Annotated in this window: 25 protein-coding genes and 1 tRNA gene; 11 read left to right on the forward strand and 15 right to left on the reverse strand. The window is 72.0% G+C overall.

Annotated elements, in window-relative coordinates; all coding sequences use genetic code 11:
• Positions 1–98: 98 nt before the first annotated feature.
• The 4 genes from mshC to ACIP84_RS22820 all read right to left on the reverse strand — a co-directional run bounded on the left by mshC (position 99) and on the right by ACIP84_RS22820 (position 3,637).
• Complete coding sequence (mshC, locus tag ACIP84_RS22805) at positions 99–1,328, reverse strand: cysteine--1-D-myo-inosityl 2-amino-2-deoxy-alpha-D-glucopyranoside ligase (protein ID WP_355959285.1); 1,230 nt, start codon at positions 1,326–1,328, stop codon at positions 99–101.
• Positions 1,329–1,485: 157 nt separating this feature from the next.
• The gene (locus ACIP84_RS22810) at positions 1,486–2,292 is read right to left on the reverse strand and encodes an SCO1664 family protein (protein WP_401799762.1); all 807 of its coding nucleotides are present in this window, start codon (positions 2,290–2,292) and stop codon (positions 1,486–1,488) included.
• Positions 2,289–2,879, reverse strand: a complete 591-nt coding sequence (locus ACIP84_RS22815) for a DUF3090 domain-containing protein (RefSeq protein WP_030315944.1) — start codon at positions 2,877–2,879, stop codon at positions 2,289–2,291. The genes ACIP84_RS22810 and ACIP84_RS22815 overlap by 4 nt, the downstream gene beginning before the upstream one ends.
• Positions 2,880–2,947: 68 nt before the next feature.
• A complete protein-coding gene (locus tag ACIP84_RS22820) occupies positions 2,948–3,637 on the reverse strand; it encodes a histidine phosphatase family protein (protein WP_401799764.1) in 690 nt (229 codons plus the stop codon).
• 107 nt (positions 3,638–3,744) lie between these two features.
• On the opposite strand from ACIP84_RS22820, the gene ACIP84_RS22825 reads away from it, so the two are divergent.
• Positions 3,745–4,737: a magnesium and cobalt transport protein CorA gene (locus ACIP84_RS22825; protein WP_401800033.1), complete on the forward strand. Its 993-nt coding sequence runs from the start codon at positions 3,745–3,747 to the stop codon at positions 4,735–4,737.
• A gap of 81 nt (positions 4,738–4,818) precedes the next feature.
• On the opposite strand, the gene ACIP84_RS22830 is transcribed toward ACIP84_RS22825, so the two are convergent.
• Entirely contained in the window at positions 4,819–5,604 is a 786-nt protein-coding gene (locus ACIP84_RS22830) for a ferritin-like domain-containing protein (protein WP_355959493.1), read from the reverse strand.
• A gap of 235 nt (positions 5,605–5,839) precedes the next feature.
• On the reverse strand, positions 5,840–6,889 hold the full coding sequence (locus ACIP84_RS22835) for an LLM class F420-dependent oxidoreductase (RefSeq protein ID WP_319318855.1): 1,050 nt from the start codon (positions 6,887–6,889) through the stop codon (positions 5,840–5,842).
• Positions 6,890–7,019: 130 nt separating this feature from the next.
• Between ACIP84_RS22835 and ACIP84_RS22840 the strand changes: the two genes are divergently transcribed.
• Both ACIP84_RS22840 and ACIP84_RS22845 read left to right on the forward strand, forming a co-directional pair.
• Entirely contained in the window at positions 7,020–7,997 is a 978-nt protein-coding gene (locus ACIP84_RS22840; RefSeq protein ID WP_355959292.1) for an aldo/keto reductase, read from the forward strand.
• A complete protein-coding gene (locus tag ACIP84_RS22845) occupies positions 7,994–10,432 on the forward strand; it encodes a helix-hairpin-helix domain-containing protein (protein ID WP_401799767.1) in 2,439 nt (812 codons plus the stop codon). The genes ACIP84_RS22840 and ACIP84_RS22845 overlap by 4 nt, the downstream gene beginning before the upstream one ends.
• Before the next feature lie 123 nt (positions 10,433–10,555).
• Here the strand turns inward: ACIP84_RS22845 and ACIP84_RS22850 are convergent, their stop codons facing one another.
• A complete protein-coding gene (locus ACIP84_RS22850) occupies positions 10,556–11,266 on the reverse strand; it encodes a hypothetical protein (protein ID WP_401799769.1) in 711 nt (236 codons plus the stop codon).
• Between the two features lie 47 nt (positions 11,267–11,313).
• On the opposite strand from ACIP84_RS22850, the gene ACIP84_RS22855 reads away from it, so the two are divergent.
• Positions 11,314–11,502: a DUF5703 family protein gene (locus ACIP84_RS22855; RefSeq protein ID WP_015032473.1), complete on the forward strand. Its 189-nt coding sequence runs from the start codon at positions 11,314–11,316 to the stop codon at positions 11,500–11,502.
• Between the two features lie 56 nt (positions 11,503–11,558).
• On the opposite strand, the gene ACIP84_RS22860 is transcribed toward ACIP84_RS22855, so the two are convergent.
• The 3 genes from ACIP84_RS22860 to ACIP84_RS22870 form a co-directional block, all read right to left on the reverse strand.
• Entirely contained in the window at positions 11,559–12,467 is a 909-nt protein-coding gene (locus ACIP84_RS22860) for a chaplin (protein WP_401799772.1), read from the reverse strand.
• A gap of 140 nt (positions 12,468–12,607) precedes the next feature.
• Entirely contained in the window at positions 12,608–12,841 is a 234-nt protein-coding gene (chpH, locus tag ACIP84_RS22865; protein WP_030315925.1) for a chaplin ChpH, read from the reverse strand.
• Positions 12,842–13,018: 177 nt separating this feature from the next.
• Positions 13,019–14,353, reverse strand: a complete 1,335-nt coding sequence (locus ACIP84_RS22870) for a M20/M25/M40 family metallo-hydrolase (protein ID WP_319318433.1) — start codon at positions 14,351–14,353, stop codon at positions 13,019–13,021.
• A gap of 208 nt (positions 14,354–14,561) precedes the next feature.
• Between ACIP84_RS22870 and ACIP84_RS22875 the strand changes: the two genes are divergently transcribed.
• Together ACIP84_RS22875 and ACIP84_RS22880 are read left to right on the forward strand one after the other, a co-directional pair.
• Positions 14,562–14,649: transfer RNA gene (locus ACIP84_RS22875), tRNA-Leu, on the forward strand.
• Positions 14,650–14,724: 75 nt separating this feature from the next.
• A complete protein-coding gene (locus ACIP84_RS22880) occupies positions 14,725–15,651 on the forward strand; it encodes a pseudouridine synthase (RefSeq protein WP_401799775.1) in 927 nt (308 codons plus the stop codon).
• On the opposite strand, the gene ACIP84_RS22885 is transcribed toward ACIP84_RS22880, so the two are convergent.
• The 4 genes from ACIP84_RS22885 to ACIP84_RS22900 all read right to left on the reverse strand — a co-directional run bounded on the left by ACIP84_RS22885 (position 15,635) and on the right by ACIP84_RS22900 (position 19,805).
• A complete protein-coding gene (locus ACIP84_RS22885) occupies positions 15,635–16,264 on the reverse strand; it encodes an MBL fold metallo-hydrolase (RefSeq protein ID WP_401799777.1) in 630 nt (209 codons plus the stop codon). The genes ACIP84_RS22880 and ACIP84_RS22885 overlap by 17 nt on opposite strands.
• Positions 16,264–17,349 (reverse strand): S-(hydroxymethyl)mycothiol dehydrogenase, encoded by a 1,086-nt coding sequence (locus ACIP84_RS22890; RefSeq protein ID WP_401799780.1) that lies wholly within the window; start codon positions 17,347–17,349, stop codon positions 16,264–16,266. Before ACIP84_RS22890 ends, ACIP84_RS22885 begins: the two co-directional genes overlap by 1 nt.
• Before the next feature lie 121 nt (positions 17,350–17,470).
• Positions 17,471–18,928: an amino acid permease gene (locus ACIP84_RS22895; RefSeq protein WP_401799782.1), complete on the reverse strand. Its 1,458-nt coding sequence runs from the start codon at positions 18,926–18,928 to the stop codon at positions 17,471–17,473.
• A 175-nt stretch (positions 18,929–19,103) separates the two neighbouring features.
• Positions 19,104–19,805: a FadR/GntR family transcriptional regulator gene (locus ACIP84_RS22900; RefSeq protein ID WP_401799785.1), complete on the reverse strand. Its 702-nt coding sequence runs from the start codon at positions 19,803–19,805 to the stop codon at positions 19,104–19,106.
• 147 nt (positions 19,806–19,952) lie between these two features.
• On the opposite strand from ACIP84_RS22900, the gene ACIP84_RS22905 reads away from it, so the two are divergent.
• Genes ACIP84_RS22905 through ACIP84_RS22915 form a run of 3 tightly spaced genes read left to right on the forward strand, consistent with a single transcriptional unit; the run spans position 19,953 to position 22,417 of the window.
• The gene (locus ACIP84_RS22905; RefSeq protein ID WP_401799787.1) at positions 19,953–20,480 is read left to right on the forward strand and encodes a gluconokinase; all 528 of its coding nucleotides are present in this window, start codon (positions 19,953–19,955) and stop codon (positions 20,478–20,480) included.
• A gap of 52 nt (positions 20,481–20,532) precedes the next feature.
• Positions 20,533–21,930: a gluconate:H+ symporter gene (locus tag ACIP84_RS22910; RefSeq protein ID WP_355959307.1), complete on the forward strand. Its 1,398-nt coding sequence runs from the start codon at positions 20,533–20,535 to the stop codon at positions 21,928–21,930.
• 55 nt (positions 21,931–21,985) lie between these two features.
• Complete coding sequence (locus tag ACIP84_RS22915) at positions 21,986–22,417, forward strand: ASCH domain-containing protein (RefSeq protein WP_401799790.1); 432 nt, start codon at positions 21,986–21,988, stop codon at positions 22,415–22,417.
• A gap of 54 nt (positions 22,418–22,471) precedes the next feature.
• On the opposite strand, the gene ACIP84_RS22920 is transcribed toward ACIP84_RS22915, so the two are convergent.
• Positions 22,472–24,127 (reverse strand): FAD-binding dehydrogenase, encoded by a 1,656-nt coding sequence (locus ACIP84_RS22920; RefSeq protein WP_401799793.1) that lies wholly within the window; start codon positions 24,125–24,127, stop codon positions 22,472–22,474.
• Positions 24,128–24,232: 105 nt separating this feature from the next.
• Here ACIP84_RS22920 and ACIP84_RS22925 point away from each other — a divergent pair, with 105 nt between their 5' ends.
• Positions 24,233–24,886, forward strand: a complete 654-nt coding sequence (locus ACIP84_RS22925) for a TetR/AcrR family transcriptional regulator (RefSeq protein WP_401799796.1) — start codon at positions 24,233–24,235, stop codon at positions 24,884–24,886.
• The gene (locus tag ACIP84_RS22930) at positions 24,883–25,647 is read left to right on the forward strand and encodes a glucose 1-dehydrogenase (protein WP_401799798.1); all 765 of its coding nucleotides are present in this window, start codon (positions 24,883–24,885) and stop codon (positions 25,645–25,647) included. The genes ACIP84_RS22925 and ACIP84_RS22930 overlap by 4 nt, the downstream gene beginning before the upstream one ends.
• The last annotated feature ends 5 nt before the right edge of the window (positions 25,648–25,652 follow it).

Consider the following 25,652-nt stretch of genomic DNA (forward strand, 5'->3'; position numbering starts at 1 on the left):
TATCAAGCATCGCCGCCAGGACAAAACGGAACCGCCCTCGGACTTCGGCGAGAAGTCCCAGGGCGGTTGCCTGAAAGGGCGTTGTGCGGTCCTGCTCGTTACAGGGCCACACCGAGCAGTGCGTCGACGGCACGGGAGACGAGACCGGGAGCGGAGTCGTCGGTGCCGCCCTCGGCCGTCTGGAGCGCGGCCCAGCGGTCGACCGCGGCGAGTGCGGTCGGCGTGTCGAGGTCGTCGGAGAGGGCCTCGCGGAGCTCCTCGACGAGCGCGTCGGCGGACGGGCCGTCGGGGCGCGACACGGCGGCGCGCCACCGGCCGAGGCGCTCCACCGCGTCCTCAAGGACCCGGTCGGTCCACTCCCAGTCCTCGCGGTAGCGGTGGGAGAGCAGCGCGAGCCGGATGGCGGCCGGGTCGACGCCGTCACGGCGGAGCTTCGAGACGAAGACCAGGTTGCCCCGGGACTTGGACATCTTCTCGCCGTCGAGGGCGACCATGCCGGCGTGGACGTACGCCTTCGCCATGGGGAACTCGCCGGTGAGGGTCTGGGCGTGGGAGGCGCCCATCTCGTGGTGCGGGAAGATCAGGTCGGAGCCGCCGCCCTGCACGTCGAAGCCCATGCCGAGGTGGTCGAGGGCGATGGCGACGCACTCGATGTGCCAGCCGGGGCGGCCGGCGCCGAGGCTCGCGCCGTCCCAGCTCGGCTCGCCCTCACGGGCGGCCATCCAGAGCATCGGGTCGAGCGGGTTCTTCTTGCCCGGACGGTCCGGGTCCCCGCCGCGCTCGGCGGAGAGGTGACGCATCAGCTCGGTGGTGTAGTTCGAGACCTGCCCGAAGTGCGGGTCGGCGTCGACGGAGAAGTAGATGTCCCCCTCGAGCTCGTAGGCGGCCCCGGAGTCCCGGAGGCGCTCGACGAGCGGGACGATGCCGGGTATGGCCTCGACCGCGCCGATGTAGTGCTGCGGGGGCAGCATCCGCAGGGCGGTCATGTCCTCGCGGAAGAGGGCGGTCTCCCGCTCGGCGAGGCCGACCCAGTCGATGCCGTCGCGGATCGCGCGCTCCAGGAGCGGGTCGTCCACGTCCGTGACGTTCTGGACGTAGTGCACCTGCCGCTTGGTGTCGAGCCACACGCGCTGAACGAGGTCGAACGCGTTGTAGGTCGCCGCGTGACCCATGTGGGTCGCGTCGTACGGCGTGATGCCGCAGACGTAGATACGGGCGACGGGGCCGGGGGCGAGGGTCACTCGTCCACCGGTCGCGGTGTCGTGGATCCGGAGGTCGCGGCCCTTGCCGGGAAGGGCGGGGACCTCAGAAGCGGGCCAGGCATGCATGACCCGAGCGTAACCGGACAGGTGTTCCGGATACGAACCGGATCCGGGATCTTGACCTATTAGGCACTCTTGCGGGTCGGAGGCCTGCATGCATACCCCCCAGGGGTGCACGGCCCCGAGAGGCCGTGCGCAGGGATGGCCGAAACCTTTCGGTCCCTCAGACGGGCGGCCAGGGGATCGCCGGCCACTGCCCCGAGGGCTGCGGGTGCCGCCCCGTGCTCCGCAGCGCCTCCACGCGGGCGCGTACGGCCGCCACCTCGGCATCCGTGAGCAGTTCGGCCAGACGGGCGGCGAGCGGCTCTCCCGCGGCCAGGCAGCGGCCGAGGGTGTCGAGCACCCCGGCCGCCTCCGCGGGCAGCTCCTCGCCCGCCCAGCCCCACAGAAGGGTGCGCAGCTTGTCGTCGACGTGGAAGGTCACCCCGTGGTCGATGCCGTAGAGGTGTCCGCCGGGGGCGGGCAGCAGGTGCCCGCCCTTCCGGTCGCCGTTGTTGATAACCGCGTCCAGGACGGCGAGCCGCCGCAGGTCGGGGGTGTCCGCGTGGACGAGGAGCGCGGTGCGGTCCTCGTCGACCTGGGCGGGACCGACGGCCTTCCAGCCCTCGCCCGCCTCGTCGTCCTCGGTCAGGGCGAGCAGACGCGCCCCCGGATCGGCCTCGATCCACAACTGGACCATGCCCTCCCCGTACGGACCGTCGCGGAGCACGGTGGGCGGGACCAGGCCCCAGCCGGTGGCCTCCGAGATCTCGTACGCGGCGACCTCGCGCTGGGCGAGCGTGCCGTCGGGGAAGTCCCACAGCGGCTGCTCCCCGGCGACCGGCTTGTAGACGCAGGCCGCCTCGCGTCCCTCGTAGGCGACGGAGCAGTAGAGCACGGCGTTGGAGGCCTCGCGGACCTGGCCGCGCACGGTCAGCTCACCGTGGGCGAGCAGCTCGGCGTCGGGCGGCGTCGGGGGGCTGCTGCTCATGCTCCGCGGCGGTATCCGTTCTGGCGCGGGCAGACGTGGCCCTCGGGGTCGAGCGGCAGGCTGCACAGCGGGCACGGCGGACGGCCGGCGTTGACGACGTCCAGGGCCCGCTTCGCGAAGGCGCGGGCCTGGGCGCCGCTGAGGCGGACCCGGAGCATCGGCGGGCCGTTCTCCTCGTCCTGGAGCAGCCGCTCCTCGGCCTCGGCGAGGTCCTCCTCGGACTCCACGTCGAGTTCGACGAGCGCCTGCGCCTCGACGATCATGCGCTGCTCCTCGCCGTCCCAGGCGAGCGCCATGGTGCCGACCCTGAACTCCTCCTCGACGGGTACGTCGAGGGGGGCGGTGTCGGCGACCTCGGCGGGCGCGACGGCGGGGACCGGGGCGTTGCCCCCGGTGCGGCGGACGACCTCGTCGAGGAGTTCGTCCATGCGCTCGGCGAGCGCGGCGACCTGTGTCTTCTCCAGGGCGACACTGGTGACCCGGCCGGCGGCGGACGCCTGGAGGAAGAACGTACGGCGGCCAGGCAGCCCGACGGTACCGGCCACGAAACGCTCCGGTGGGTCGTAGAGGAACACCTGACGGGACACGTTTCCCGGCTCCCTTGCGTCTCGACAGTCGTACTACGGCGGCGCGTCCACCCTACTGCGCGAGGGGATCACGGTGCGCCCGCACCGCCCCCGACCTCAGCGGTCCCGCTGCTGTCGGGGTTCTCGCGCGGGGCGAAGCCGGCGAAGTCCCCGGTGTCACCGAGGCGGACGAGGAAGGGACGCAGGCGCGTGTAGCGGATGACGGTGACCGAGCACGGGTCGACGTGGATGCGCTGGAAGAGGTCGAGGTGCAGGCCGAGCGCGTCCGCCACGATCGACTTGACGATGTCGCCGTGGGAGCACATGACGTAGGCGGCGTCCTCGCCGTGCTCGGCCTCGATCCGCGCGTTCCAGTCCCGCACGGCGTCGACGGCGCGGACCTGCATCGCGCGCATGGACTCGCCGCCGGGGAAGGCCGCCGTGGAGGCGTGCGCCTGGACGACCTCCATCAGGGGTTCGTCGTTGAGCTCGGCAAGCTTCCGGCCGGACCAGTCGCCGTAGTCGCACTCGCTGATCCGGTCCTCGACGTGCAGCGGGAGGTCCGGGCGGGCGTCCAGGAGCGGCCGTACGGTCTCCCGGCAGCGCTGGAGGGGGCTGGAGACGACGGCGGCGAGCGGGACCTGCGCCAGGCGTCCGGGGAGCGCGGCGGCCTGCGCGGCGCCCCGCTCGTCGAGGGAGATCCCGGGGGTGCGCCCGGCGAGGACCCCGGAGGTGTTGGCGGTGGAGCGTCCGTGCCGGACGAGGATCAGCGTGGCCATGGCGGCCAGCCTAGGCGGTGCCCGGAGGTGTCCGGCGGGTCCGGCCCCCTGGGGCCGGGAGCCTCCGGGCGGATCCACGCGTGCGTCGCGAGGCCGTTCGAGGGAGAATACGCCGCGTGATCGTGGACTCAGCCATCTACCGGGACGGGCGCCGTACGGACGGCCCCGCCGACCTCTCCGACGCGCTCGACGAGGCGCGGGCCGCAGGGGACGCCTTTCTGTGGGTGGGGCTCCATGAACCCACGGAGGCGGAATTCGACCATGTCGCCTCGGAGTTCGCGCTGCACCCGCTGGCCGTCGAGGACGCCCTCAAGGCCCACCAGCGTCCCAAGCTGGAGGTCTACGACGACTCGCTGTTCGCGGTCCTCAAGCCGGTCGACTACGAGCCGGAGAGCGACCGGGTCTCCTCGGGCGAGCTGATGGTGTTCATGGGCGACTCCTTCGTGGTGACCGTCCGGCACGGCGAGGGCGCTCCGCTCGCGCAGGTCCGTCGGCGGCTCGAAGCCGATCCGGAGGTCCTGAAGCACGGGCCGACGGCGGTGCTGTACGCGGTGAGCGACGCGATCGTGGACCACTACCTCGACGTGGCGGGCGAGCTCCAGGTGGACCTCGAGGAGCTGGAGGCGGACGTCTTCGCGCCCACCGGCGGCAATCCCGCGAACACGGCGGAGCGGATCTACACGGCGAAGCGGCAGGTCCTGGAGTTCCGCCGGGCGAGCGGGCCGCTCGCCGGGCCGATGTCCCGGCTCACGAGCGGTTCGGTGCCCTTCGTGAACGAGCGGTCGCAGCCCTTCTTCCGGGACGTCAACGACCATCTGCTGCGGGCCAACGAGCAGGTGGAGGGGCTCGACCGGCTCCTCTCGGACGTGCTGTCGGCCCATCTCGCGCAGATGGGGGTGCGGCAGAACGACGACATGCGGAAGATCTCGGCGTGGGCGGCGATGGCCGCCGTCCCCACGATGGTCGCGGGCGTCTACGGCATGAACTTCGACCACATGCCGGAGCTGCGCTGGGTGGGGTCGTACCCGGTGGTGCTCGTGGCGATGGCCGGCATCGTCGTCACCCTGTACCGGATGTTCAAGCGGCGCGGCTGGATGTGAGCCGCGGGCCCGCGGGAGGCGGGCCGGCGGCCGCCCCGGAGCGGGTCGGAACGCCGGTCCGGGGCAGCAGGCGGGGGCGGGTCAGAAGGCGGGGGCGGGGGTCGCGGGCCCGCCGAGCGCGTCGAGCCGTTCGGGCATCCGCAGGCTGACCATCCGGTGCCAGCCCGCGGCGCGCTCGTACGCGTACATCCCGCGGATGCCGGCGGCGAGAACGGCCGCCTTGGGCTTGGGCCAGTGCAGGATCCGCCCCATGTGCCCCATCACGGCGAGGCTGACGTCGCGGTAGACCTGGATCTCGACGAGGGCGGACTCGCGCAGGGTCCGCTGGATGAGCCGGCCGTGGCCCGCGCGCGCGAGGCGCAGCAGTTCCTCGTGGCAGTAGGCGAGGTGGTTCGCCTCGTCGTTGTCGATCATGTGGATGGCCTTGCCGAGTTCGGGATGGTCACCGAAGTACGTGACCAGCATGTCCATCTGGTCGGCCGCCCGCTGCTCGGTGACCCGGCTGTGGGCGAGGTAGACGATGACGTCCTGCTCGCTCAGCGGTTCGTCACGGCGCAGCTTGTCGTGCGCGAGGCCGATGCCGCGCTGTTCGAGCAGCATCGTGTAGTCCGTGTCGGGCGGCACCGGGACGGGTTCGAGGCCTCGCTTCTTCATCAGGGCGTTGAAGATCCGGCCGTGCTTGTCCTCGTCGGCGCCGTGCCGGGTGATCTTGGGGGTGAGATCCCTCATCCCGGGGGCGACGAGCGCCGCGATCCGGGCGTTCTCCCAGCCGCCCTGGGACTCTCCGCTCGCCGCGATCGAGCAGAAGAGCGCGAAGGACTCGTCGTTGTCGATGATTTCCTGGAACAGACCCTTGGCCGTGAGCATCGCCGCCACCTCCGTGCGCATGTCCGCACTCCGTCCGGCCCCCGGGACAACGAGTCAAGTGCGGTACGCGGCGAGGGGCAACAGGAGGGCCGGACGGCTCGGCCGAAAGAGTGAGTCCCGAGGGCGTAACCGAGGGCCCCGCGAAGCCGTTGTGCAGCGTGACGGCCGTGGCGGGGAAGACCCCCGAGCCCCCACCACGGCCGCAGAACCCCTTCCGGACGGCGCCCCCTCGGGGTCACGCCAGTCCGGCTCGCTCCATCGCCTCGACGCCCGCCCGCAGGGCCGCCACCCGCTCGTCCAGGGTGAAGCCGGCCGGGGCGAGGGTGAGGGTGGTGACGCCGGCCTCCGCGTAGGCCGTCATCCGCTCGGCGATGCGCTCGACGGAGCCGAGCAGCGAGGTCTGGTCGATCAGGCTCTGCGGTACGGCCGCGGCGGCACCCGCCTTGTCGCCGGCCAGGTACTTGTCCTGGATCTCGGCGGCCTCCTTCTCGTAGCCCATGCGCTGTGCGAGCTGGTTGTAGAAGTTCTGCTTGCGGCTGCCCATGCCGCCCACGTACAGCGCGGTGTAGGGACGGAACACGTCGGCGAGGGCGTCGACGTCGTCCCCCAGGGCGAGCGGCACGGTGGGACAGACGTCGAAGCCGTCCATCGTCAGGCCGGCCTTCTCGCGGCCCGCGCGGATGTGCCGGAGCGCCGTCTCCTCCAGGTGGGCGGCGGAGGGGAAGATCAGCAGGGCGCCGTCGGCGATCTCGCCGGTCTGCTCCAGGTTCCTGGGGCCGATCGCGGCGATGTAGAGCGGGATGTGCTCGCGCTCCGGGTGCACGGTGAGCTTGATCGGCTTGCCGGGGCCGCCGGGGAGCGGCAGGGTCCAGTGCTCTCCCTCGTAGCTGAGGCGTTCCCGGGTCATCGCCTTGCGAACGATCTCGACGTACTCGCGGGTCCTGGCCAGCGGCTTGTCGAACTTCACGCCGTACCAGCCCTCGGAGACCTGCGGGCCGGAGACGCCGAGGCCGAGGCGGAAGCGGCCGCCGGTGAGCGAGTCGAGGGTGGCGGCGGTCATGGCCGTCATCGCGGGCTGCCGGGCCGGGATCTGCATGATCGCGGAGCCGACGTCGATCCGCTCCGTCTTCGCCGCGACCCAGGCGAGCACGGTGGGCGCGTCGGAGCCGTAGGCCTCGGCGGCCCAGCAGACGTCGTAGCCGAGGCGGTCCGCCTCCTGGGCGACGGCGAGGTTGTCGCCGTCCATGCCCGCACCCCAGTAGCCGAGGTTGATGCCGAGCCGCATGTCCACGCACCCCTTACCCATCGGTAACGTTCTTGTGGGCGGGACTCTAGCGCGCGGTCGGGGCATCCGACAGGACGTGGTTGTCCACAGGCTCTCTCCGCGTGGTGCCCTGGCCAGTAATCTCGCGCCCATGGAGCAGAGGCATCTCGGACGTACGGGCCTGCGTGTGTCGCGCATCGGACTCGGCACCCTCACCTGGGGCCGGGACACCGACGAGCACGACGCCGCCGAGCAGTTGAAGTCGTTCTGGGACGCGGGCGGCACGCTCGTGGACACCGCCGACGTGTACGGCGGGGGCGAGGCGGAGTATCTGCTCGGCCGTCTCATGGAGCGGCTCGTGTCCCGGCAGGACCTGGTCCTTTCGACCAAGGCGGGCAGCGTGCCGGACCCCGACCGGCGTACGGACGGCTCGCGCGGGCATCTGCTCGCCGCTCTCGACGCCTCCCTCGCCCGGCTCGGCACGGACCACGTGGACCTGTGGCAGCTGCACGCCTTCGACCCGTACACACCGCTGGAGGAGTCGCTCCAGGCGCTCGACATCGCGGTACGCAGCGGGCGCGCGCGGTACGCCGGCGTGGCGAACTTCTGCGGCTGGCAGCTCGCCAAGGCCGGCACCTGGCAGCTCGGCGGGGACCGGACCCGGCTCGCGGGCGCGCAATTGGAGTACTCGCTGCTCCAGCGGGGCGTGGAACGCGAGGTCCTGCCGGCGGCTCAGGACCTCGGGATAGGCCTGCTGCCCTCCTCCCCGCTGGGGCGCGGGGTCCTGACGGGCAAGTACCGCGGTGGGACCCCGTCCGACTCGCGCGGTGCCTCGGAGACGATGGCGCCGTTCGTGGAGCCGTACCTGGACGATGCGGCGAGCAGGATCGTGGACGCGGTCGCGACGGCCGCCGACGGCCTCGCGACGACCCCGCTGCACGTGGCGCTCGCCTGGGTCCGCGACCGGCCGGGGGTGACCGCGCCGATCGTCGGCGCGCGCACGGCGCGCCAGCTCGCGGCCGCGTTGTCGGTGGAGACCCTTAGTCTTCCTGACGAGATCTGTCGGGCGCTGGACGATGTGTCGGCGCCCGTGCACCGCTATCCGGATCACGACTGGAGCACCTTGTGACCGAGCCTTCCGGGGAGACCGCGCCCGAGGCACCCGAGGACGTGGCACCCACCGAGGACGTCCAGGAGGACGTACGGCAGGGAGCCGCCGAGCCGGAGGAGCCGGGGACGGCCGAGGAGCCGGCGTCGGCCGAGGAGCCGGCGACCGGCGAGGAGCCGGCGTCGGCCGAGGAGCCGGCGACCGGCGAGGAGCCGCCGCGGGCCGAGGAGCCCACGCCGGCTCAGGAGCCCGCCGCGTCCGAGGAGCCGGACGAGCCCGCCACGGACGACGGGGCGGAGGACTCGGAAGAGCCCGCTGCGGCCGACGCGTCCGCGGAGTCCGCCGACACCGAGGCCGCCGGGGCCGCGTCCGCAGCGTCCGGGACCGCCGAAGCGTCCGGCACTGCCGAGTCGGCCGCGTCGGCGGCCACCGCCGAGGAGCCCCGCACGGACGGCGTCGCCAAGACCTCCGACCCGCCCGAGTTGAGCGACGCGCAGGCCGAGCTCGCCGCGCAGCGGGAGCTGCGGGCGAGGATCGAGGCACGCAAGGCCGAGAAGGAAGGGCCCCTGACCAGCGGCGCCAAGCTGAGCGGCACGGCCGCCGATCTGCTCGCCGCCGTCCGGGCGGTGGAGGGCGGCGCGGCCTCCGGCAGCGCGTTCTACGAGGCCCCCGAGCCCGCACCCCGCCGGAGCACCCCCGAAGCGGCCCCCGCCATGACGGTGCGGCCCCCCGCGCCGGCGCAGGCGTCCGCCCCGGCTCCCGGCACCACCGCCGCCGTGCGGGAGGTCCTGGCCAAGGGCGGCGCCCCCGAGGACCTGGCCGGCCAGGTCGCCGCCGTGCTCGGCGACGGCGCGGCCCAGGCCCTGCTCGACGACCCGTGGCAACTGCTCGCGGTCTCCGGGGTCCGCCCCGAGCAGGCCGACGGCTTCGCGCGGGCGCTGCTCGGCGCCGCGTGCGGCCCCGACGACCCGCGCCGGACGGTCGCCCTGACGGTGTGGCTCCTGGAGCGGGCCGCGCTCCAGGGACACACGGCGCTGGAGATCGACACCGTGCGCGCCGGCCTCGCCGGGCACGCGGTGCCCGACCCCGGGTCGGCCGTCGAGGAGGCGGTGTCCGCGGGCGCCGTCCTCGTCTTCCAGGAGGAGGAGACGGCCGAGGAGGAGCCCGAGGAGGACGAGGAGTCGCCGGAGGCCGCGGAGGCCGCCGCCGATGAGCCGGCCTCGCCCGTGCTGCTCGGGCTCGACCGGTACGCGCTCGCGGAGGAGAGCCTCGCCGACGGCCTCGCCCGGCTGGTCAAGACGGCGGCGACGGCCGACACCTGGGAGGGCTCCGAACTCGCACGGGCCGCCGGGGCGCACGGCCTCGTCCTGCACACGGGCGGCGAGGCCTCCCGCGCCGAGCCGGTCGCCCTCGCCGCGGCCGCCCGCGAGCGCGGGCTCCGCACTCTGGTCGCCGTCCACGCGGACGGCGGGCGGCGCGCGCTCGGCCCCGCCGGGACAGAAGCGGTGACGGTCGCCGCGCTGCTCTCCGGAGCGGCCGGACCGGGCCGTGACGAGGAGGGTGCCTTCGCCCTTGACCTCCTGGTGGTGCTCGACGCGCCGCAGCTGGACGTGGAGACCGCGGCCATGCTCGTGGAGTCGCTGCCCGACGGCTGCCGACTCGTGCTGAGCGGCGACCCGGCGGTGCTCGGCGCGCCGGGGGCCGGTCAGGTCTTCGGCGACCTGCTCGCGGCCCGGGTGTGCCCGCGGATCGCCTCCCGCGTGCCCGACCCCGGCCCGCTCGGCGAGCTGGTCTCGGGCATCGGCGCCGGCGAGCTGAACCAGGTCGAGGCCCCCGGCAAGGAGATCGTGATCGTCCCCGTGCGGGACGCCGGCGAGGCCGTGCACCGTACCGTCCAGCTGGTGGCCGACTCGGTGCCGCGGGCGATCGGGGTACCGGCCGAGCAGACGCAGGTCGTCACGGTCGGCCACGGCGGCTCGGCCGGTACGCGCGCGTTGAACGCCGCGCTCAAGCAGCGGCTGAACCCCGGTCCCGGCCGGTTCGGCGGCTACGACCCCGGTGACCGGGTCGCGTACGCGCCGGTGCCGGGGCGGACGGTGACCGGCACGGTCCTGTCGGCCGACCCCGAGGGGCTGCGGCTGCGGTGCGGCGACGAGGAGCTCGTCGTACCGAAGGAGCGTGTGGAGTCGGCGCTGCGGCACGGCTGGGCGCTCACCGCGCACCAGGCGGCCGGGCTGCGCTGGCCCGCGGTGGTCGTGGTACTGCCGGGCGACGCCGCCGGGGGCCTGACCAGGCCGTGGGTGTACACGGCGTTCGGCCGCGCGGAGCGTCATCTGTCCGTCGTGCACGGCGTCGACCAGGCACTGCCCCGCGCGGTCGCCGAGGGCGTGGCCCCGGAGCGTACGACGCGGCTGCGGCCGCTCCTCGAAGCGCTGCTCGCCGTGCCCGAGGAGTAGGAGCCGAGGCGCGAGCACCCCGGGGAAGGGGTCCGCACGCGGAACGGCGGAGGGCCGGGACACCGATCGTGGTGTCCCGGCCCTCCGCCGTCTCCCCGCGTCTCGCGCGCCCCCGGGTCTCCGTCAGGAGGCGGAGCCGCCGGCCCCGTCCTGGTCGCCGCCGTCGTCATCGCCGTCGGCGTCGGCGTCTGCGCCGTCATCGTCGGCGTCGTCATCGGCGTCCTCGTCGAAGACGGAGCTGACGTCGAAGCGGCAGACGATCCGCTCCGGATCGGCATGCTCGAAGGGGGCGTTGAGCCACTCCCCCGGCTCCGGGAGCTCCTCGGCGGCGGTCACCCAGAGCGTGGAGTCGCCCTCCTCCAGGCCGAACTCCTTGTGCCGGGAGGCGATCTCGTCCGGTTCGTACTCGCCGAAGAGCACCCCGAGAGCGGCGAGCGGCGAGACGCCCGCCCGAGCGCCGGGACCGGTGGCGTCCGCCCCGCCGTCGATCTCGGCGATGCGGCGCGCCTGGGCGAGCAGACGCTTGGGTTCCGCCACGGCGTAGTCGCGGCGGATCAGGAGGCTGAGCGCATGCGGTTCGTCGGGTCCGGCGTACGGCGGCAGCGAACCGTCCGCTCCGGGGATCTCGAAGGGGGTGACCTCGTCGTAACGGTCGTAGAGGAGTTCGTCGTACGCCTCGGCCGCCCCCGCGAGGGCGTTGAAGGCTTCGTAGACGGCCGGGTCGTCGTCACCCGTGCGGCGTTCGACCGCCGTGAGGTGACGGTCCAGTGCGGCTTTGACCGCCTCGGCGGCGGCACGTACCTCGGCAGCGGTGGGCTGCGCAGCATCAGACATGGGACGCACGCTATCCGTAGCGGGCCTGTGCCCGCACAATAGATGCGATGCCGGAATACGAATTTGTCGACGTGTACGTGCCGCGCGGTGTCTCCCGCAAGGAGGCGACGCGGCTGTTGACCGACCATGCCGAGTACGGACACTGGGAGTTGGACCGTCTGAGCCTGCACCGGGACGGGAGCCGCAGAGTGCGGCTGAAGCGGCGGATCATCCGCCAGGTACGAGCGACCTGGTAGAGCGACGAGAAGGGGCCCCGCGGTCTGCGGGGCCCCTGTGCGTGGTGCGTCGCGGGTCAGGCGGCGCTGCGGGACCGGCGGTAGATCAGCGCACCGGCGAGCAGCAGACCAGCCCCGGCGGGGACGATCACGCCGAGCGGACCGGAGCCGGTCTCGGCGAGCTCCTCGACGGCGCGGGGCGGGGTGACGCTGTGCTCACCCGGGGTGTTCGGCCCACCCTCGCCGCCAGGGGTGCCGGGCGTACCCGGGTTGCCCGGGGTCCCGGGGGTGCCGGGGGTGCCGGGCGTACCCGGAGTGCCGGGGGTCCCAGGAGTACCGGGGTTGCCAGGAGTACCGGGGTTACCCGGATTCCCAGGGTTACCGGGGTTACCCGGATTCCCGGGGTTGCCGGGGTTACCCGGATTCCCAGGGTTACCGGGGTTGCCCGGGTTGCCCGGGTTCCCAGGGTTGCCCGGGTTCCCAGGGTTACCGGGGTTGCCCGGATTCCCAGGGTTGCCCGGGTTGCCGGGGTTCCCCGGATGCGTCGGCTCGATGCCGTTGCCGCAGCTGTTGCCCGCGGCGGCGTTGCCCAGGCCGATGCCCGTGACGCTGTTGCCGCACACGTTGACCGGGACGTCGACGGGCACCTGGACGGTGTTGCCGGAGCCGACGCCCGGGGAGTTGCCGGTGTGGCCGCCGGCGGAGGAACCGCCACCCGGCTTGCCGGGCTTACCCGGCTTGGAGATGTTGGCGCACTTGTTGCCCATCGCCGGATTGAGCACTCCGACGACGTTGACGGTGTTTCCACAGGCGTTCACCGGGACGTGCACCGGGACCTGGACGGAATTTCCGGACGCGACGCCCGGGGAATTCATGGCCGCACCGTGCGCACCGGAATCGGCGTGCGCATAACCGCCGCCGACGGCGGCGAAAACGCCTCCGGCTGCCGCAACGGTGACAAGACCCTTGCGCGTGACCTGTCGCATAGCTTGTTCCCTGCCTGCTCGGCTTCGAAAGAGTGCCACCGGGTGGAACACCCGGGGCGGAAATGGCCACCGGCCCCGGAGTGCATGGCACGCACTCCGGGGCCGGACCGGCTCACACCCTCACGGGGCGAGGCACAACGTCAGGCGTTGACGCAGGTGTTGCCGAAGGCGGGGTTCAGCAGCCCGATCACGGAGACCGTGTTGCCGCACACGTTCACGGGGACGTGAACCGGCACCTGGACGACGTTGCCCGAGAGGACACCGGGGGAACCGATGGCCGCACCCTGGGCACCCGAGTCGGCAACGGCCATGCCCGCGCCCGCGAGAACCAGACCGCCAGTGGCAGCCGCAGCAGCGACGACCTTCTTGATCATTATTCCTCCTAGTTGGAAATGCGGTCCCAGCCGCGGACCGCACCACCTGTAACGAGGGGGAATGGTGGGGGCTACGAGCCCCCGAGTGCATTCACTCTTTCCGGTCACATGCAAACGCGCGGACGAATTTCGGCGAACGAGGTGCACGCACGTCGTGCACGGACGTCGCGGGCGTCGTCAGCAGGCGTCGATGAAACGGTCCAGGACGCGGGCGCCGAACTTCAGGCCGTCCACCGGCACCCGCTCGTCCACGCCGTGGAACATGCCGGCGAAGTCGAGCTCCGGCGGCAGCTGGAGCGGGGCGAAGCCGAAGCAGCGGATGCCGAGGTCGTCGAAGGACTTCGCGTCCGTACCGCCGGACAGCATGTACGGCACGGCGCGGGCGATCGGGTCCTCGGCGCGCAGCGCCAGCTGCATGGCGTCGACCAGGGCGCCGTCGAAGCTGGTCTCCAGGGCCTTGTCGCCGTGGACGTCCTCGCGCTTCACGTTCGGTCCGAGGATCCGGTCGAGGTCGGCGAGGAACTCCTGCTCGTAGCCGGGCAGGAACCGGCCGTCGACGTGCGCGGTGGCCTGGCCGGGGATCACGTTCACCTTGTAGCCGGCGCCGAGCATGGTCGGGGCGGCCGAGTTGCGCAGGGTGGCGCCGACCATCTTGGCGATGCCGCCGAGCTTGGCGAGGGTGCCGTCCATGTCCTCGGGGTCGAGCGGGGTGCCCAGCGCGTCGGAGAGCTCGTCCAGGAAGGAGCGGACGGTCTTGGTGACCCGCACCGGCCACTGGTGGCGGCCGAGCCGGCCGACGGCCTCGCACAGCTCGGTGATGGCGTTGTCGTCGTTGGTCATCGAGCCGTGGCCGGCCGTGCCCTCGACGGTCAGCCGCATCCAGTGCATGCCCTTCTGGGCGGTCTCGACCAGGTAGAGCCGCAGGTTCTCGTTCACGGTGAAGGAGAAGCCGCCGACCTCGCCGATGGCCTCGTCGACCCCGTCGAAGAGGTCCCGGTGCTTGTCGACCAGGTGCCGGGCGCCGTAGGTGCCGCCGGCCTCCTCGTCGGCGAGGAAGGCGAGGACGATGTCGCGCGGGGGCTTGCGGCCGCTGCGCAGCCGGTCCCTGACGACCGCGAGGGTCATCGCGTCCATGTCCTTCATGTCGACGGCGCCGCGGCCCCAGACGCAGCCGTCGGCGATCTCCCCGGAGAAGGGGTGGTGGGTCCAGTCCTCGGCGTTGGCCGGGACGACGTCGGTGTGGCCGTGGATGAGCAGGGCCGGCCGTGACGGGTCCTCGCCCTCGATGCGCGCGACGGTGGAGGCCCGGCCCTTGTGCGACTCGATGATCTTCGGCTCGAGTCCGACCTCCGCGAGCTTCTCGGCGATGTACTCCGCCGCCGCCCGCTCACCCGGCCCGGAGTGGTCGCCGTAGTTGCTGGTGTCGATGCGGATGAGGTCGCGACAGAGGTCCACGACCTCGTTCTCGGCGGTCTCGGCGTTGCCGCTTCGACCCGTGTTCGACTCGCTCACGCTGCTTCCTCCCACTACGTGCCCCACGTGATTGCTTCGGTCCTCGTCCCATCCTCCCGCGTGCCCCCCTCCCCGCCCAAGGGCGGCCCTCGTCCGACACGCGGCTGTCACATGACGGGGGCGACCAGGGGTGGTGATCGACCACCCCGAATGTTTGCTATGGTTTTCCTCGTCGGAAGGGCCCAGCGGCCAGGAAGACAGACACCTTGTCCGGGTGGCGGAATGGCAGACGCGCTAGCTTGAGGTGCTAGTGCCCTTTATCGGGCGTGGGGGTTCAAGTCCCCCCTCGGACACCACACGAAGTCCCGGTCGATCTCATCGACCGGGACTTTCGGCATGAGTACGTGCAGGTGCAGTCACGAGGCGGAGCCGTGAGACGGAGAGCGAAGGCGCCGGCCGCGCCGTTGCCGCAGCGGGACGGGGTCGATCCCGTGCGGCTGCGGTTGCCGGAGGATCCGGGCGGGGTCTGGGCGACCGTGCGGGAGCATCTGGTCGACCGCTACGGGGCGGCCGTCGGGCCCGGGCGGGTCGAGGAGATGCTCGGTGAGGGCCGGTTCGTCGGGGTCGACGGGCCGGTGGCCGGGGACGAGCCGTACACCGTGGGCCGGTATCTCTGGTTCCACCGGGACTTTCCGGTGGAGGAGCCGGTGCCGTTCCCCGTCGGGGGGGTCCACCGGGACGAGCGGATCGTCGTCGCGGACAAGCCGCACTTCCTCGCCACGATGCCCCGGGGGCGGCACGTCACGGAGACCGTGCTCGCACGGCTGCGGCGGGAGCTGGGGCTTCCGTCGCTGCAGCCCGCGCACCGGCTCGACCGGCTGACGGCGGGCCTGGTGCTCTGTGTCGTACGGCCGGAGGACCGGGGGGCGTACCAGACGCTGTTCCGGGACCGGATGGTGCGCAAGGAGTACGAGGCGGTGGCGCCGTACGACCCGGGGGTGGAGCTGCCGGTGACGGTGCGGAGCCGGATCGAGAAGGAGCGCGGGGTGATGGCCGCCCGGGAGGTGCCGGGCGAGCCGAACAGCGAGAGCCGGATCGCGCTCGTGGAGCGGCGGGGCGGGCTGGGGCGGTACCGGCTGGTGCCGGAGACCGGGCGGACGCATCAGCTGCGGGTGCACATGAACGCGCTGGGGCTGCCGATCCTGCACGATCCGATCTATCCGGTGGTCCGTGAGGACGGGCCGGAGGACTTCCGGCGTCCGCTGCAACTGCTGGCGCGGACGCTGGAGTTCACCGACCCGTTCACGGGTGTACCGAGGCGCTTCGAGAGCCGGCTGGCTCTCAGTGGCCTCGATTGATCCATTCCTGGAGGTGCGGGGCCTCCGCGCCGATCGTGGTGCTGTCGCCGTGGCCGGTGCGGACCACGGTCTCCGGCGGCAGGGTGAGGAGTTTCTCGCGGATCGAGTCGACGATCGTCGGGAAGTCAGAGAAGGACCGGCCGGTGGCGCCGGGGCCGCCCTGGAAGAGGGTGTCGCCGGTGAAGACCGTGCCCAGGTCGGGGGCGTACAGGCAGATGCCGCCGGGGGCGTGGCCGGGGGTGTGCAGGACCGTGAGGTCGGTGCCGGCGATGGTGAGGACCTGGCCGTCGGCCAGGTCCCCGTCGGGGCTGTGGTCGGGGTGGGTCTGCTTCCACAGCGGCTGGTCGGCGGGGTGGAGCAGGATGCGGGCGCCGGTGGCGGCCGCGAGCGCCGGGGCGGCGTCGATGTGGTCGTTGTGGGCGTGGGTGCAGACGATGGCGCGCAGGGCGCGGCCGTCGAGGGCGGCGAGGATGGCCTCGGCGTCGTGGGCGGCGTCGATGACGATCGCCTCGCTGTCGTCGCCGACGATCCAGACGTTGTTGTCGACGTCCCAGGTGCCGCCGTCGAGGCTGAAGGTGCCGGAGGTGACGAGGTGGTCGACGCGGGCGGCCATCAGAACACCACCACCGAGCGCAGGACGTCGCCCTCGTGCATGCGGCCGAAGGCCTTCTCGACGTCGCCGAGGCCGATGGTCTCGGTGACGAAGGCGGCGAGGTCGATGCGGCCCTGCTGGTGCAGGTCGACGAGCATGGGGAAGTCGCGGGAGGGCAGGCAGTCGCCGTACCAGGAGGACTTGAGCGCGCCGCCGCGGCCGAAGACGTCGAGGAGCGGGAGTTCGAGCTTCATCTCGGGGGTGGGGACGCCGACGAGGACGACGGTGCCGGCGAGGTCGCGGGCGTAGAAGGCCTGCTGGTACGTCTCGGGGCGGCCGACGGCCTCGATGACGACGTCGGCGCCGAAGCCGCCGGTGAGCTCGCGGATCGCCTCGACGGGGTCGGCGGAGCGGGAGTTGACGGTGTGGGTGGCGCCCATCGTCTTCGCCGTCTCCAGTTTCCGGTCGTCGATGTCGACGGCGATGATCTTCGCGGCTCCGGCGAGGCGGGAGCCGACGATCGCCGCGTCGCCGACGCCGCCGCAGCCGATGACGGCGACGGTGTCGCCGCGGCCGACGTCTCCGGTGTTGATGGCGGCGCCGATGCCGGCCATCACGCCGCAGCCGAGGAGGCCCGCGACCTCGGGGGCGACGGCGGGGTCGACCTTGGTGCACTGGCCGGAGGCGACGAGGGTCTTCTCGGCGAAGGCGCCGATGCCGAGGGCCGGGGACAGCTCCGTGCCGTCGAGCAGGGTCATCCGCTGCGTGGCGTTGTGGGTGTCGAAGCAGTACCAGGGGCGGCCGCGCAGACAGGCGCGGCACTGGCCGCACACCGCACGCCAGTTGAGGATCACGAAGTCGCCGGGCTCGACGTCGGTGACGCCCTCGCCGACCGACTCGACGATTCCGGCGGCCTCGTGGCCGAGCAGGAAGGGGAACTCGTCGTTGATGGCGCCCTGCTTGTAGTGGAGATCGGTGTGGCAGACGCCACAGGCCTGGATCTTCACGACGGCCTCACCTGGGCCGGGATCCGGGATCACGATCGTCTCGACCCGTACCGGTTCGTTCCTGCCGGGGGCGATGACCCCCTGGACGTGCTGCGGCATCGCGAACTTCCCTTCCTCCGACCGGATCTTGTAAGGCTCTTGCGTACCACTATCTCCTGACAAAAGGCGAGACCCCCGCAGGCCGTGCCTGTGGGGGTCCCGCCGTTCCCGTGGGGGGAGGTCAGTCGCGGTTCGCCGCGGCGGTCGTACGGACCCGCTTGCGGACGAGGAACCAGCCGCCGACGAGGGCCGCCGCGATGAGCGGCAGGCAGTTGACGGTGGTGCGGCTGATGCCGCCGTCCATCCACATGAGGACGAGGACGGAGCCGAGGAAGACGAGGGTCACGATCTGGGTGTACGGGGCCCAGGGCAGGTTGTAGCCGGGGCGGGTCAGCCTGCCCTCCTGGGCGTTGCGCCAGAACAGGAGCGAGCAGACCATGATCATGGCCCAGGTGCCGATGATGCCGATGGAGGCGAAGTTGAGGACCAGCTCGAAGGCCTCGCCGGGCATCACGTAGTTGAGCGCGACACCCATGACGCCGAAGGCGGCGGTGAGCAGGATGCCGCCGTAGGGGACGCCGCCCTTGTTCATGACGCCGGTGAACTTCGGCGCGGAGCCGGAGAGCGACATGGAGCGCAGGATGCGGCCGGTGGAGTAGAGGCCCGAGTTGAGGCTGGAGAGCGCGGCCGTGAGGACGACGAGGTTCATCACGCCGGCGGCGCCGGGGATGCCCAGCTTGTCGAAGACGGTGACGAAGGGGCTCTGGTCGCCGGAGTACGCGGTGTACGGGAGGATCAGCGCGAGCAGGACGACGGAGCCGACGTAGAAGAGGCCCACGCGCCACATGATCGAGTTGATCGCCTTCGGCATGATCTTCTCGGGGTTCTCGGTCTCGCCGGCGGCGACGCCGCACAGCTCGACGGAGGCGTAGGCGAAGACGACGCCCTGGATGAGCAGCAGCATCGGCATCATGCCGTTGGGGAAGATGCCGCCGTTGTCGCTGATGTTGGCGAGACCCGGGGTGCTGCCGCCGACGTCGTGGGAGGTCACGACGAGGAAGATGCCGATCAGCATGAAGGCGACGAGGGCCCCGACCTTGATGATCGCGAACCAGAACTCCATCTCGCCGAAGTACTTCACGGAGATGAGGTTGGCGGCGAGGACGACCGCGAGGGCGATCAGCGCGAGGATCCACTGCGGGACGTCGCTGAACATCGACCAGAAGTGGGCGTACGTCGCTGCCGCGGTGATGTCGGCGACGGCGGTGGTCGACCAGTTGAGGAAGTACAGCCAGCCGGCGGTGTAGGCGCCCTTCTCGCCCATGAACTCGCGGGCGTAGGAGACGAAGGCGCCGGACGAGGGGCGGTAGAGCACGAGCTCGCCGAGGGCTCGCACGACGAAGAAGGCGAAGACGCCGCAGACCGCGTACGCGATGAAGAGGGAGGGGCCCGCCTGCGACATCCGGCCACCGGCGCCCAGGAAGAGGCCGGTGCCGATCGCGCCGCCGATGGCGATCATGTTGATGTGGCGGGACTTGAGGTCCTTGCGGTATCCGGCGTCGCCGGCGTCGACGTGGGGGGCGGCCGGGTTCGCCGTGGCGGCGGACAGCGGGTCGGCCGCGGTGACGCGGTCACTCATGGAGTTGTTCGCCTTCGTGAGGGGGCTGTGCGGTACCCGGCCGTGCCTGGTGGGGGGTCACCCCGGCACGGCCAGCGCACATCCTCACGGCAAGGAGCCGTAAATGACTGTGGCGCATGTCACTGAACGCCCGTATTTGAGCTAGTTCAGAGCTTGAAGGCGTCTCTACGGGGCCTTACGGAGCGAGGACGTCCAGCTCCTGGAGGGCGCCGACCGCGATCTGCCGGGTGAGCTCCTCGGCGCGGGCCGCGTCCCGCTCCCGTACGGCCTCGGCGACCTGGACGTGGAGGGTGACGGCGGCCGGGTCGGGGTCCTCGAACATCACGTGGTGGTGGGTGCGGCCGGTGAGGACCTCGGCGACGACGTCGCCGAGGCGGGCGAACATCTCGTTCCCGGAGGCGTCGAGCACGACCCGGTGGAAGGCGATGTCGTGGACGAGGTACTCCTCCAGGCGCCGGCCGCGCGAGGTGGCGACCATGCCGAGGGCGTGCTCGGTGAGCTCGCGGCACTGCTCGGGGGTGGCGTTCTCGGCGGCCAGGCCGGCGGCGACGGGCTCGACGGCCGAACGGAGCACGGTGAGCGAGCGGAGCTGGCGGGGCCGCTCGGCGCCGGCCAGGCGCCAGCGGATGACCTGGGGGTCGTACACGTTCCAGCCGGCGATGGGGAGGACGGTCACGCCGACGCGGCGGCGGGACTCGACGAGGCGCATGGACTCCAGGACGCGGACGACCTCGCGGACCACGGTCCGGGACACGTCGAAGCGCTGGGCGAGCTCGTCGGTGCGCAGCACGGTGCCGGGCGGGTACTCCCCCGCGGTGATCGCGAGACCCAGGGTGGCGAGGACGTGCGAGTGAAGCCCCTGGGCCGGTGTCGTCATGGTGGCAAGCCTATGCGCGCTCGCGGGGATGATCACATCGGGAATTAAAAGTACTACTTTTATGTCACAGCCTCTTGAATACGTCGTACCCAATGGGTTTCATGGGCGCGACGGATCGATGTCGAAGAAGACAGCGAGGCACCACCCATGAGCACCACCCCCCAGCCCGGGACGAGGACGGTCGTCGTCGTGATGGGCGTCGCCGGGACCGGCAAGACCACGATCGGTCCGCTGGTCGCCGAAGCCCTCGGCCTTCCCTACGCCGAGGGCGACGACTTCCACCCGGCGGCGAACGTCGCCAAGATGTCGGCCGGCACCCCCCTGGACGACAGCGACCGCGAGCCCTGGCTGGACGCCATCGGCTCCTGGGCGCACGACCGGGCCGGGCTCGGCGGTGTGGTGAGCAGCTCCGCGCTGAAGCGCAGCTACCGGGACCGGCTCCGCGCCGCGGCCCCCGGTGTGGTCTTCCTTCATCTGACCGGTGACCGGGAGCTGATCGAGCAGCGCATGAGGGCCCGCAGGGGCCACTTCATGCCGACGGCGCTCCTCGACTCCCAGTTCGCCACCCTGCAGCCGCTGCAGGAGGACGAGGCCGGCGTCGCCGTCGACGTCTCCGGCACCCCCGAGGAGATCGCCGCCCGGGCCGCCGCCGCGCTGCGCGGCCTCGCCGGCTGATCCCCTTCCCGTCCCCGTCCCCCGTTCCCCCGCTCGTACGAAGGACACCACCGTGCCCAGTCTCAGCGTCGAGATCCTGGCAGCGGACGCCGCCGAACCGATCACCTCGGCAGGCAACGCCCAGCTCGGCATCGCCGTACTCGCCGGCATCGCCGTCATCGTCGTGCTCATCACCAAGTTCAAGCTGCACGCGTTCCTGGCGCTGACCATCGGGTCGCTCGCCCTCGGGGCGTTCGCCGGTGCGCCGCTCGCGGACACCATCAAGTCGTTCACCACCGGCCTCGGCAACACCGTCGCCGGCGTGGGCGTCCTGATCGCCCTCGGCGCGATCCTGGGCAAGCTGCTCGCCGACTCGGGCGGCGCCGACCAGATCGTCGACACCATCCTCGCGAAGGCGAGCGGCCGGGCGATGCCCTGGGCCATGGTCCTGATCGCCTCGGTGATCGGACTGCCGCTCTTCTTCGAGGTCGGCATCGTGCTGCTGATCCCGGTGGTGCTGCTCGTCGCCAAGCGCGGCAACTACTCCCTGATGCGGATCGGCATCCCGGCGCTCGCGGGCCTCTCCGTGATGCACGGCCTCATCCCGCCGCACCCCGGCCCGCTCGTCGCGATCGACGCGGTCGGCGCCAACCTGGGCGTCACCCTGGCCCTCGGTCTCGTCGTCGCGATACCGACCGTGATCATCGCCGGTCCGCTGTTCGGCCGGTACGCGGCGCGCTGGGTCGACATCCCGGCCCCCGAGAACATGATCCCGACGCGCCCCTCCGAGGACCTGGACAAGCGCCCCGGCTTCGGCGTCACCGTCGCGACCGTGATGCTGCCCGTCGTCCTCATGCTGGTGAAGGCGCTCGTCGACATCGTCGTCGACGACCCGGAGAACGGCGTCCAGAAGGTCACCGACGTCATCGGCTCCCCGCTGATCGCGCTGCTCGCGGCCGTCATCGTCGGCATGTTCACCCTGGGCCGCGCGGCCGGCTTCACCAAGGAGCGGCTGTCCTCGACCGTCGAGAAGTCCCTCGCCCCGATCGCGGGCGTGCTGCTGATCGTCGGCGCGGGCGGCGGCTTCAAGCAGACCCTGATCGACATCGGCGTCGGCCAGATGATCCTGGAGTTCTCCGAGAACTGGTCCATCCCCGCCCTGCTGCTCGCCTGGCTGATCGCCGTCGCGATCCGGCTGGCGACGGGCTCCGCGACGGTGGCGACGATCTCGGCGGCGGGCCTCGTGGCTCCGCTGGCGGCGGGCATGTCGACGACCGAGACGGCGCTGCTCGTCCTGGCGATCGGCGCGGGTTCGCTCTTCTTCAGCCACGTCAACGACGCAGGGTTCTGGCTGGTGAAGGAGTACTTCGGGATGAGCGTCGGCCAGACGATCAAGACCTGGTCGGTGATGGAGACGATCATCTCGGTCGTGGGCATCGGGTTCGTGCTGCTGCTGTCGCTGGTGTTGTAGCCCGGCGCTTCCGATACGGCTCCGAGGGACGGTCGTGGCTGACAGACTGTCGGCCATGACCGGCCCTCACGCGCTCAAGCCCTTCCTCCTCGCGTTCCCCGGCCCCTTGCGGGACCAGCTCGTCGCGGCGGTCCTCTCCGGTGAGAAGGTCGCCACGACGGGGCTCCTCGTGGAGTACGAGGTCGAGAACGAGGAGCTGCCGGAGGCGGGCGAGCGCTCGGCGCTGATCGACTCGGACGGCCGCGAGGTGGCCGTCGTCGAGATCACGGAGGTCGAGGTCCTGCCTCTGGGCAGCGCGGACCTGCGGCTCGCGCTCGACGAGGGCGAGGGCTTCCTGTCGGTCGCGGACTGGCGCGAGGCGCACGAGCGCTTCTGGCACAGCGCGGAGATGCGGGAGGGGCTGGGGGACCCCGGATTCGTGGTGGACGACACGACGATGGTGGTGGTGGAGCGGTTCAGAGTCGTGGAGTTGATCCAGGGGGACTGAGGGGCGAGGCCGCGGGGAGGTGACGGCGAGATCGCCCCGGCGAGGAGTCCTCCGTCAGCTCACCGCCCTGGCCGCCGCCCTGCCTGCCGCGCGGCCCGAGAAGATGCAGCCGCCGAGGAAGGTGCCCTCCAGGGAGCGGTAGCCGTGCACGCCGCCGCCGCCGAAGCCGGCCGCCTCGCCCGCCGCGTACACGCCCTCCAGCGGCTCGCCGCCCTCCGTGAGCACGCGGGAGTCGAGGTCGGTCTCCAGGCCGCCGAGGGACTTGCGGGTCAGGATGTTGAGGCGGACGGCGATCAGCGGGCCCGCCTCGGGGTCGAGGATGCGGTGCGGGGCGGCCGTGCGGATCAGCTTGTCGCCGAGGTACCTGCGGGCACCGCGGATCGCCGTGACCTGGAGGTCCTTGGTGAAGGGGTTGGCGATCTCGCGGTCGCGGGCGGTGATCTCCCGGCGGAGGGCGTCCTCGTCGATGAGGGGCTCGTCCGTGAGCGCGTTCATGCCCCGGACGAGGGCCGGGAGGTCGTTCTCGACGACGAAGTCGACGCCCTTGTCCATGAACGCCTGGACCGGGCCCGGCACGTCGGCGCGGGCGCGGCCGATCACGTCGCGGATGGACTTGCCGGTGAGGTCGGGGTTCTGTTCGGAGCCGGAGAGGGCGAACTCCTTGCCGATGATCCGCTTGTCGAGGACGAACCAGGTGTGGTCGTGGCCGGTCCGCATGATGTGTTCGAGGGTGCCGAGGGTGTCGAAGCCGGGGAAGAGCGGGACGGGCAGCCGCTTGCCGGTCGCGTCCAGCCAGAGCGAGGACGGTCCGGGGAGGATGCGGATGCCGTGCCTGGCCCAGATGGGGTTCCAGTTCTCGATGCCCTCGGTGTAGTGCCACATCCGGTCGCGGTTGATGTGGTGGGCGCCGGCCTTCTCGGCGATGCCGAGCATCAGGCCGTCGACGTGGGCGGGGACGCCGGAGAGCAGCTTGGCGGGCGGGGTGCCCAGGCGTTCGGGCCACTGGGCGCGGACGAGCTCGTGGTTGCCGCCGATGCCTCCGGAGGTGACGATCACCGCCTGGGCGCGCAGTTCGAAGGCGCCGGTGGCCGTACGGGTGCTGGCGGTGCCGCGTTCGGCCGTGGAGGGTTCCAGGATCTCGCCGGTGACGGTGTCGACGGCTCCGGCGGTGCGGCCGAGGGCGGTGACCCGGTGGCGGAAGCGGAGCTGGACGAGGCCGCGGGCGACGCCCTCGCGGACCTTCCGCTCGAAGGGGGCGACGAGACCGGGGCCCGTACCCCAGGTGATGTGGAAGCGGGGGACGGAGTTGCCGTGGCCGTTGGCGTCGTAGCCGCCGCGCTCGGCCCAGCCGACGACGGGGAAGAACCGCACCCCGCGCGCGTGGAGCCAGGAGCGCTTCTCGCCGGCGGCGAAGTCGACGTACGCCTCGGCCCACCTCTTCGGCCAGTGGTCCTCGGTCCGGTCGAAGCCGGCGGTGCCGTACCAGTCCTGGAGGGCGAGGGCGTGGCTGTCCTTGACGCGCATCCGGCGCTGCTCGGGCGAGTCGACGAGGAACAGTCCGCCGAAGGACCAGTGGGCCTGGCCGCCGAGGGACTGCTCGGGTTCCTGGTCGAGGAGGATCACGGTGCGGCCGGCGTCGACCAGCTCGGCGGTGGCGACGAGGCCGGCGAGGCCCGCCCCGATCACGATCACATCTGCGTCGTAGGACATGGACCGCATCTTGGATACACGGATGTATCGAGTCAACCTTTTCGCCGTTCCCGCGTGACTCCCACCCCCCTCCCGTTTTCTAATGTCGAGCATTAATATGAATGCATGGCGAGGACATCGGGGCCCGAGACCCGGGACAGACTGATCCGCGCGGCGGAGGAGCTCTTCGCCGCCCAGGGCGTCCACGGCGCGCAGCTGCGGGACGTCGTGAGCCGCGCCGGGCAGGCCAACCCCTCCGCGGTCCAGTACCACTTCGGCTCGCGCGCAGGGCTGCTCGACGCCGTGATGGCCGGCCGCCAGGCCCGTACGGAGGCCGTGCTCGCCCCGCTGCTCGCCGCCGCCCCCGACGAGACGCACGCCCTGGTCGGCGCCCTCGTCACGGCGGAGGCCAGCGAGCTGCGCACCGAGCGGGGCCGCCGCTGCCTGCGGATCTCCGCGCAGCTCAGCCACGAGAGCGGCGTGCGCACCCGGACCCCCCATCCCACGCTCGCCGGCACCGGCTACTGGCGTCTGATCGAGCGGATCGCGGACCGGCTCGCCGCCGACGGCCTGCCCGAGCCGCTGCTCCTCGAACGCCTCGACCTGGCGCTGACCGTGGTGGGCGCGGCGCTGGCGGACCGGGCCCGGCAGTACCTCGACGGCACCGAACCCCTCACCAGTGAGGCACTCTTCCTCGCCGACCTCGTCGAGACCACCACCGCCCTGCTGCGTGCCGCACAGCCGGAGCAGGCGCCTCTCCCCCGAAAGGACCTTCCATGAACGACCTCACCGGCAGGACCGTCCTCGTCACCGGCGGCGCCCGCGGTCTCGGCGCGGAGGCCGCCCGGCAGGCGGTCGCGGCCGGCGCGAACGTCGTCGTCACCGACGTGCTCGACGAGGAGGGCCGGGCGACCGCGGAGGCGCTCGGCGAGCGGGCGCGGTACCTCCACCACGACGTGACGTCCGAGGAGGAGTGGGCGGCGGCCGTCGCGTACGCCGTGGCGGAGTTCGGCGGGCTGCACGGACTAGTGAACAACGCGGGCATCTCCACGGGCGCGTTCCTGGAGACCGAGTCCGTCGAGCACTTCCGCAGGGTCCTCGACATCAACCTGACCGGTGTCTTCATCGGCATGAAGGCCGCGATACCGGCGATGAGGGCGGCCGGCGGCGGCTCCATCGTCAACATCTCCTCGGCCGCGGGCCTGATGGGCCTGGCGCTGACCGCCGGTTACGGCGCCTCCAAGTGGGGCGTGCGCGGGCTGACGAAGATCGGCGCGGTGGAGCTCGGCACGGCGGGGATCCGCGTCAACTCGGTCCACCCCGGCATGACGTACACCCCGATGACAGCCTCCGTGGGCATCGAGCGCGGCGAGGGCAAGTACCCGAACACTCCGATGGGCCGGGTCGGCGAGGCCGACGAGATCGCCGGCGCGGTCGTCTTCCTGCTGTCGGACGCCGCCTCGTACGTGACGGGCGCGGAGCTGGCGGTGGACGGCGGCTGGACCACCGGGCCCACGGTCAAGTACGTGATGGGGCAGTGATCCGG

It is taken from the genome of Streptomyces sp. NPDC088707 (assembly GCF_044752725.1).
Lineage (GTDB): Bacteria > Actinomycetota > Actinomycetes > Streptomycetales > Streptomycetaceae > Streptomyces.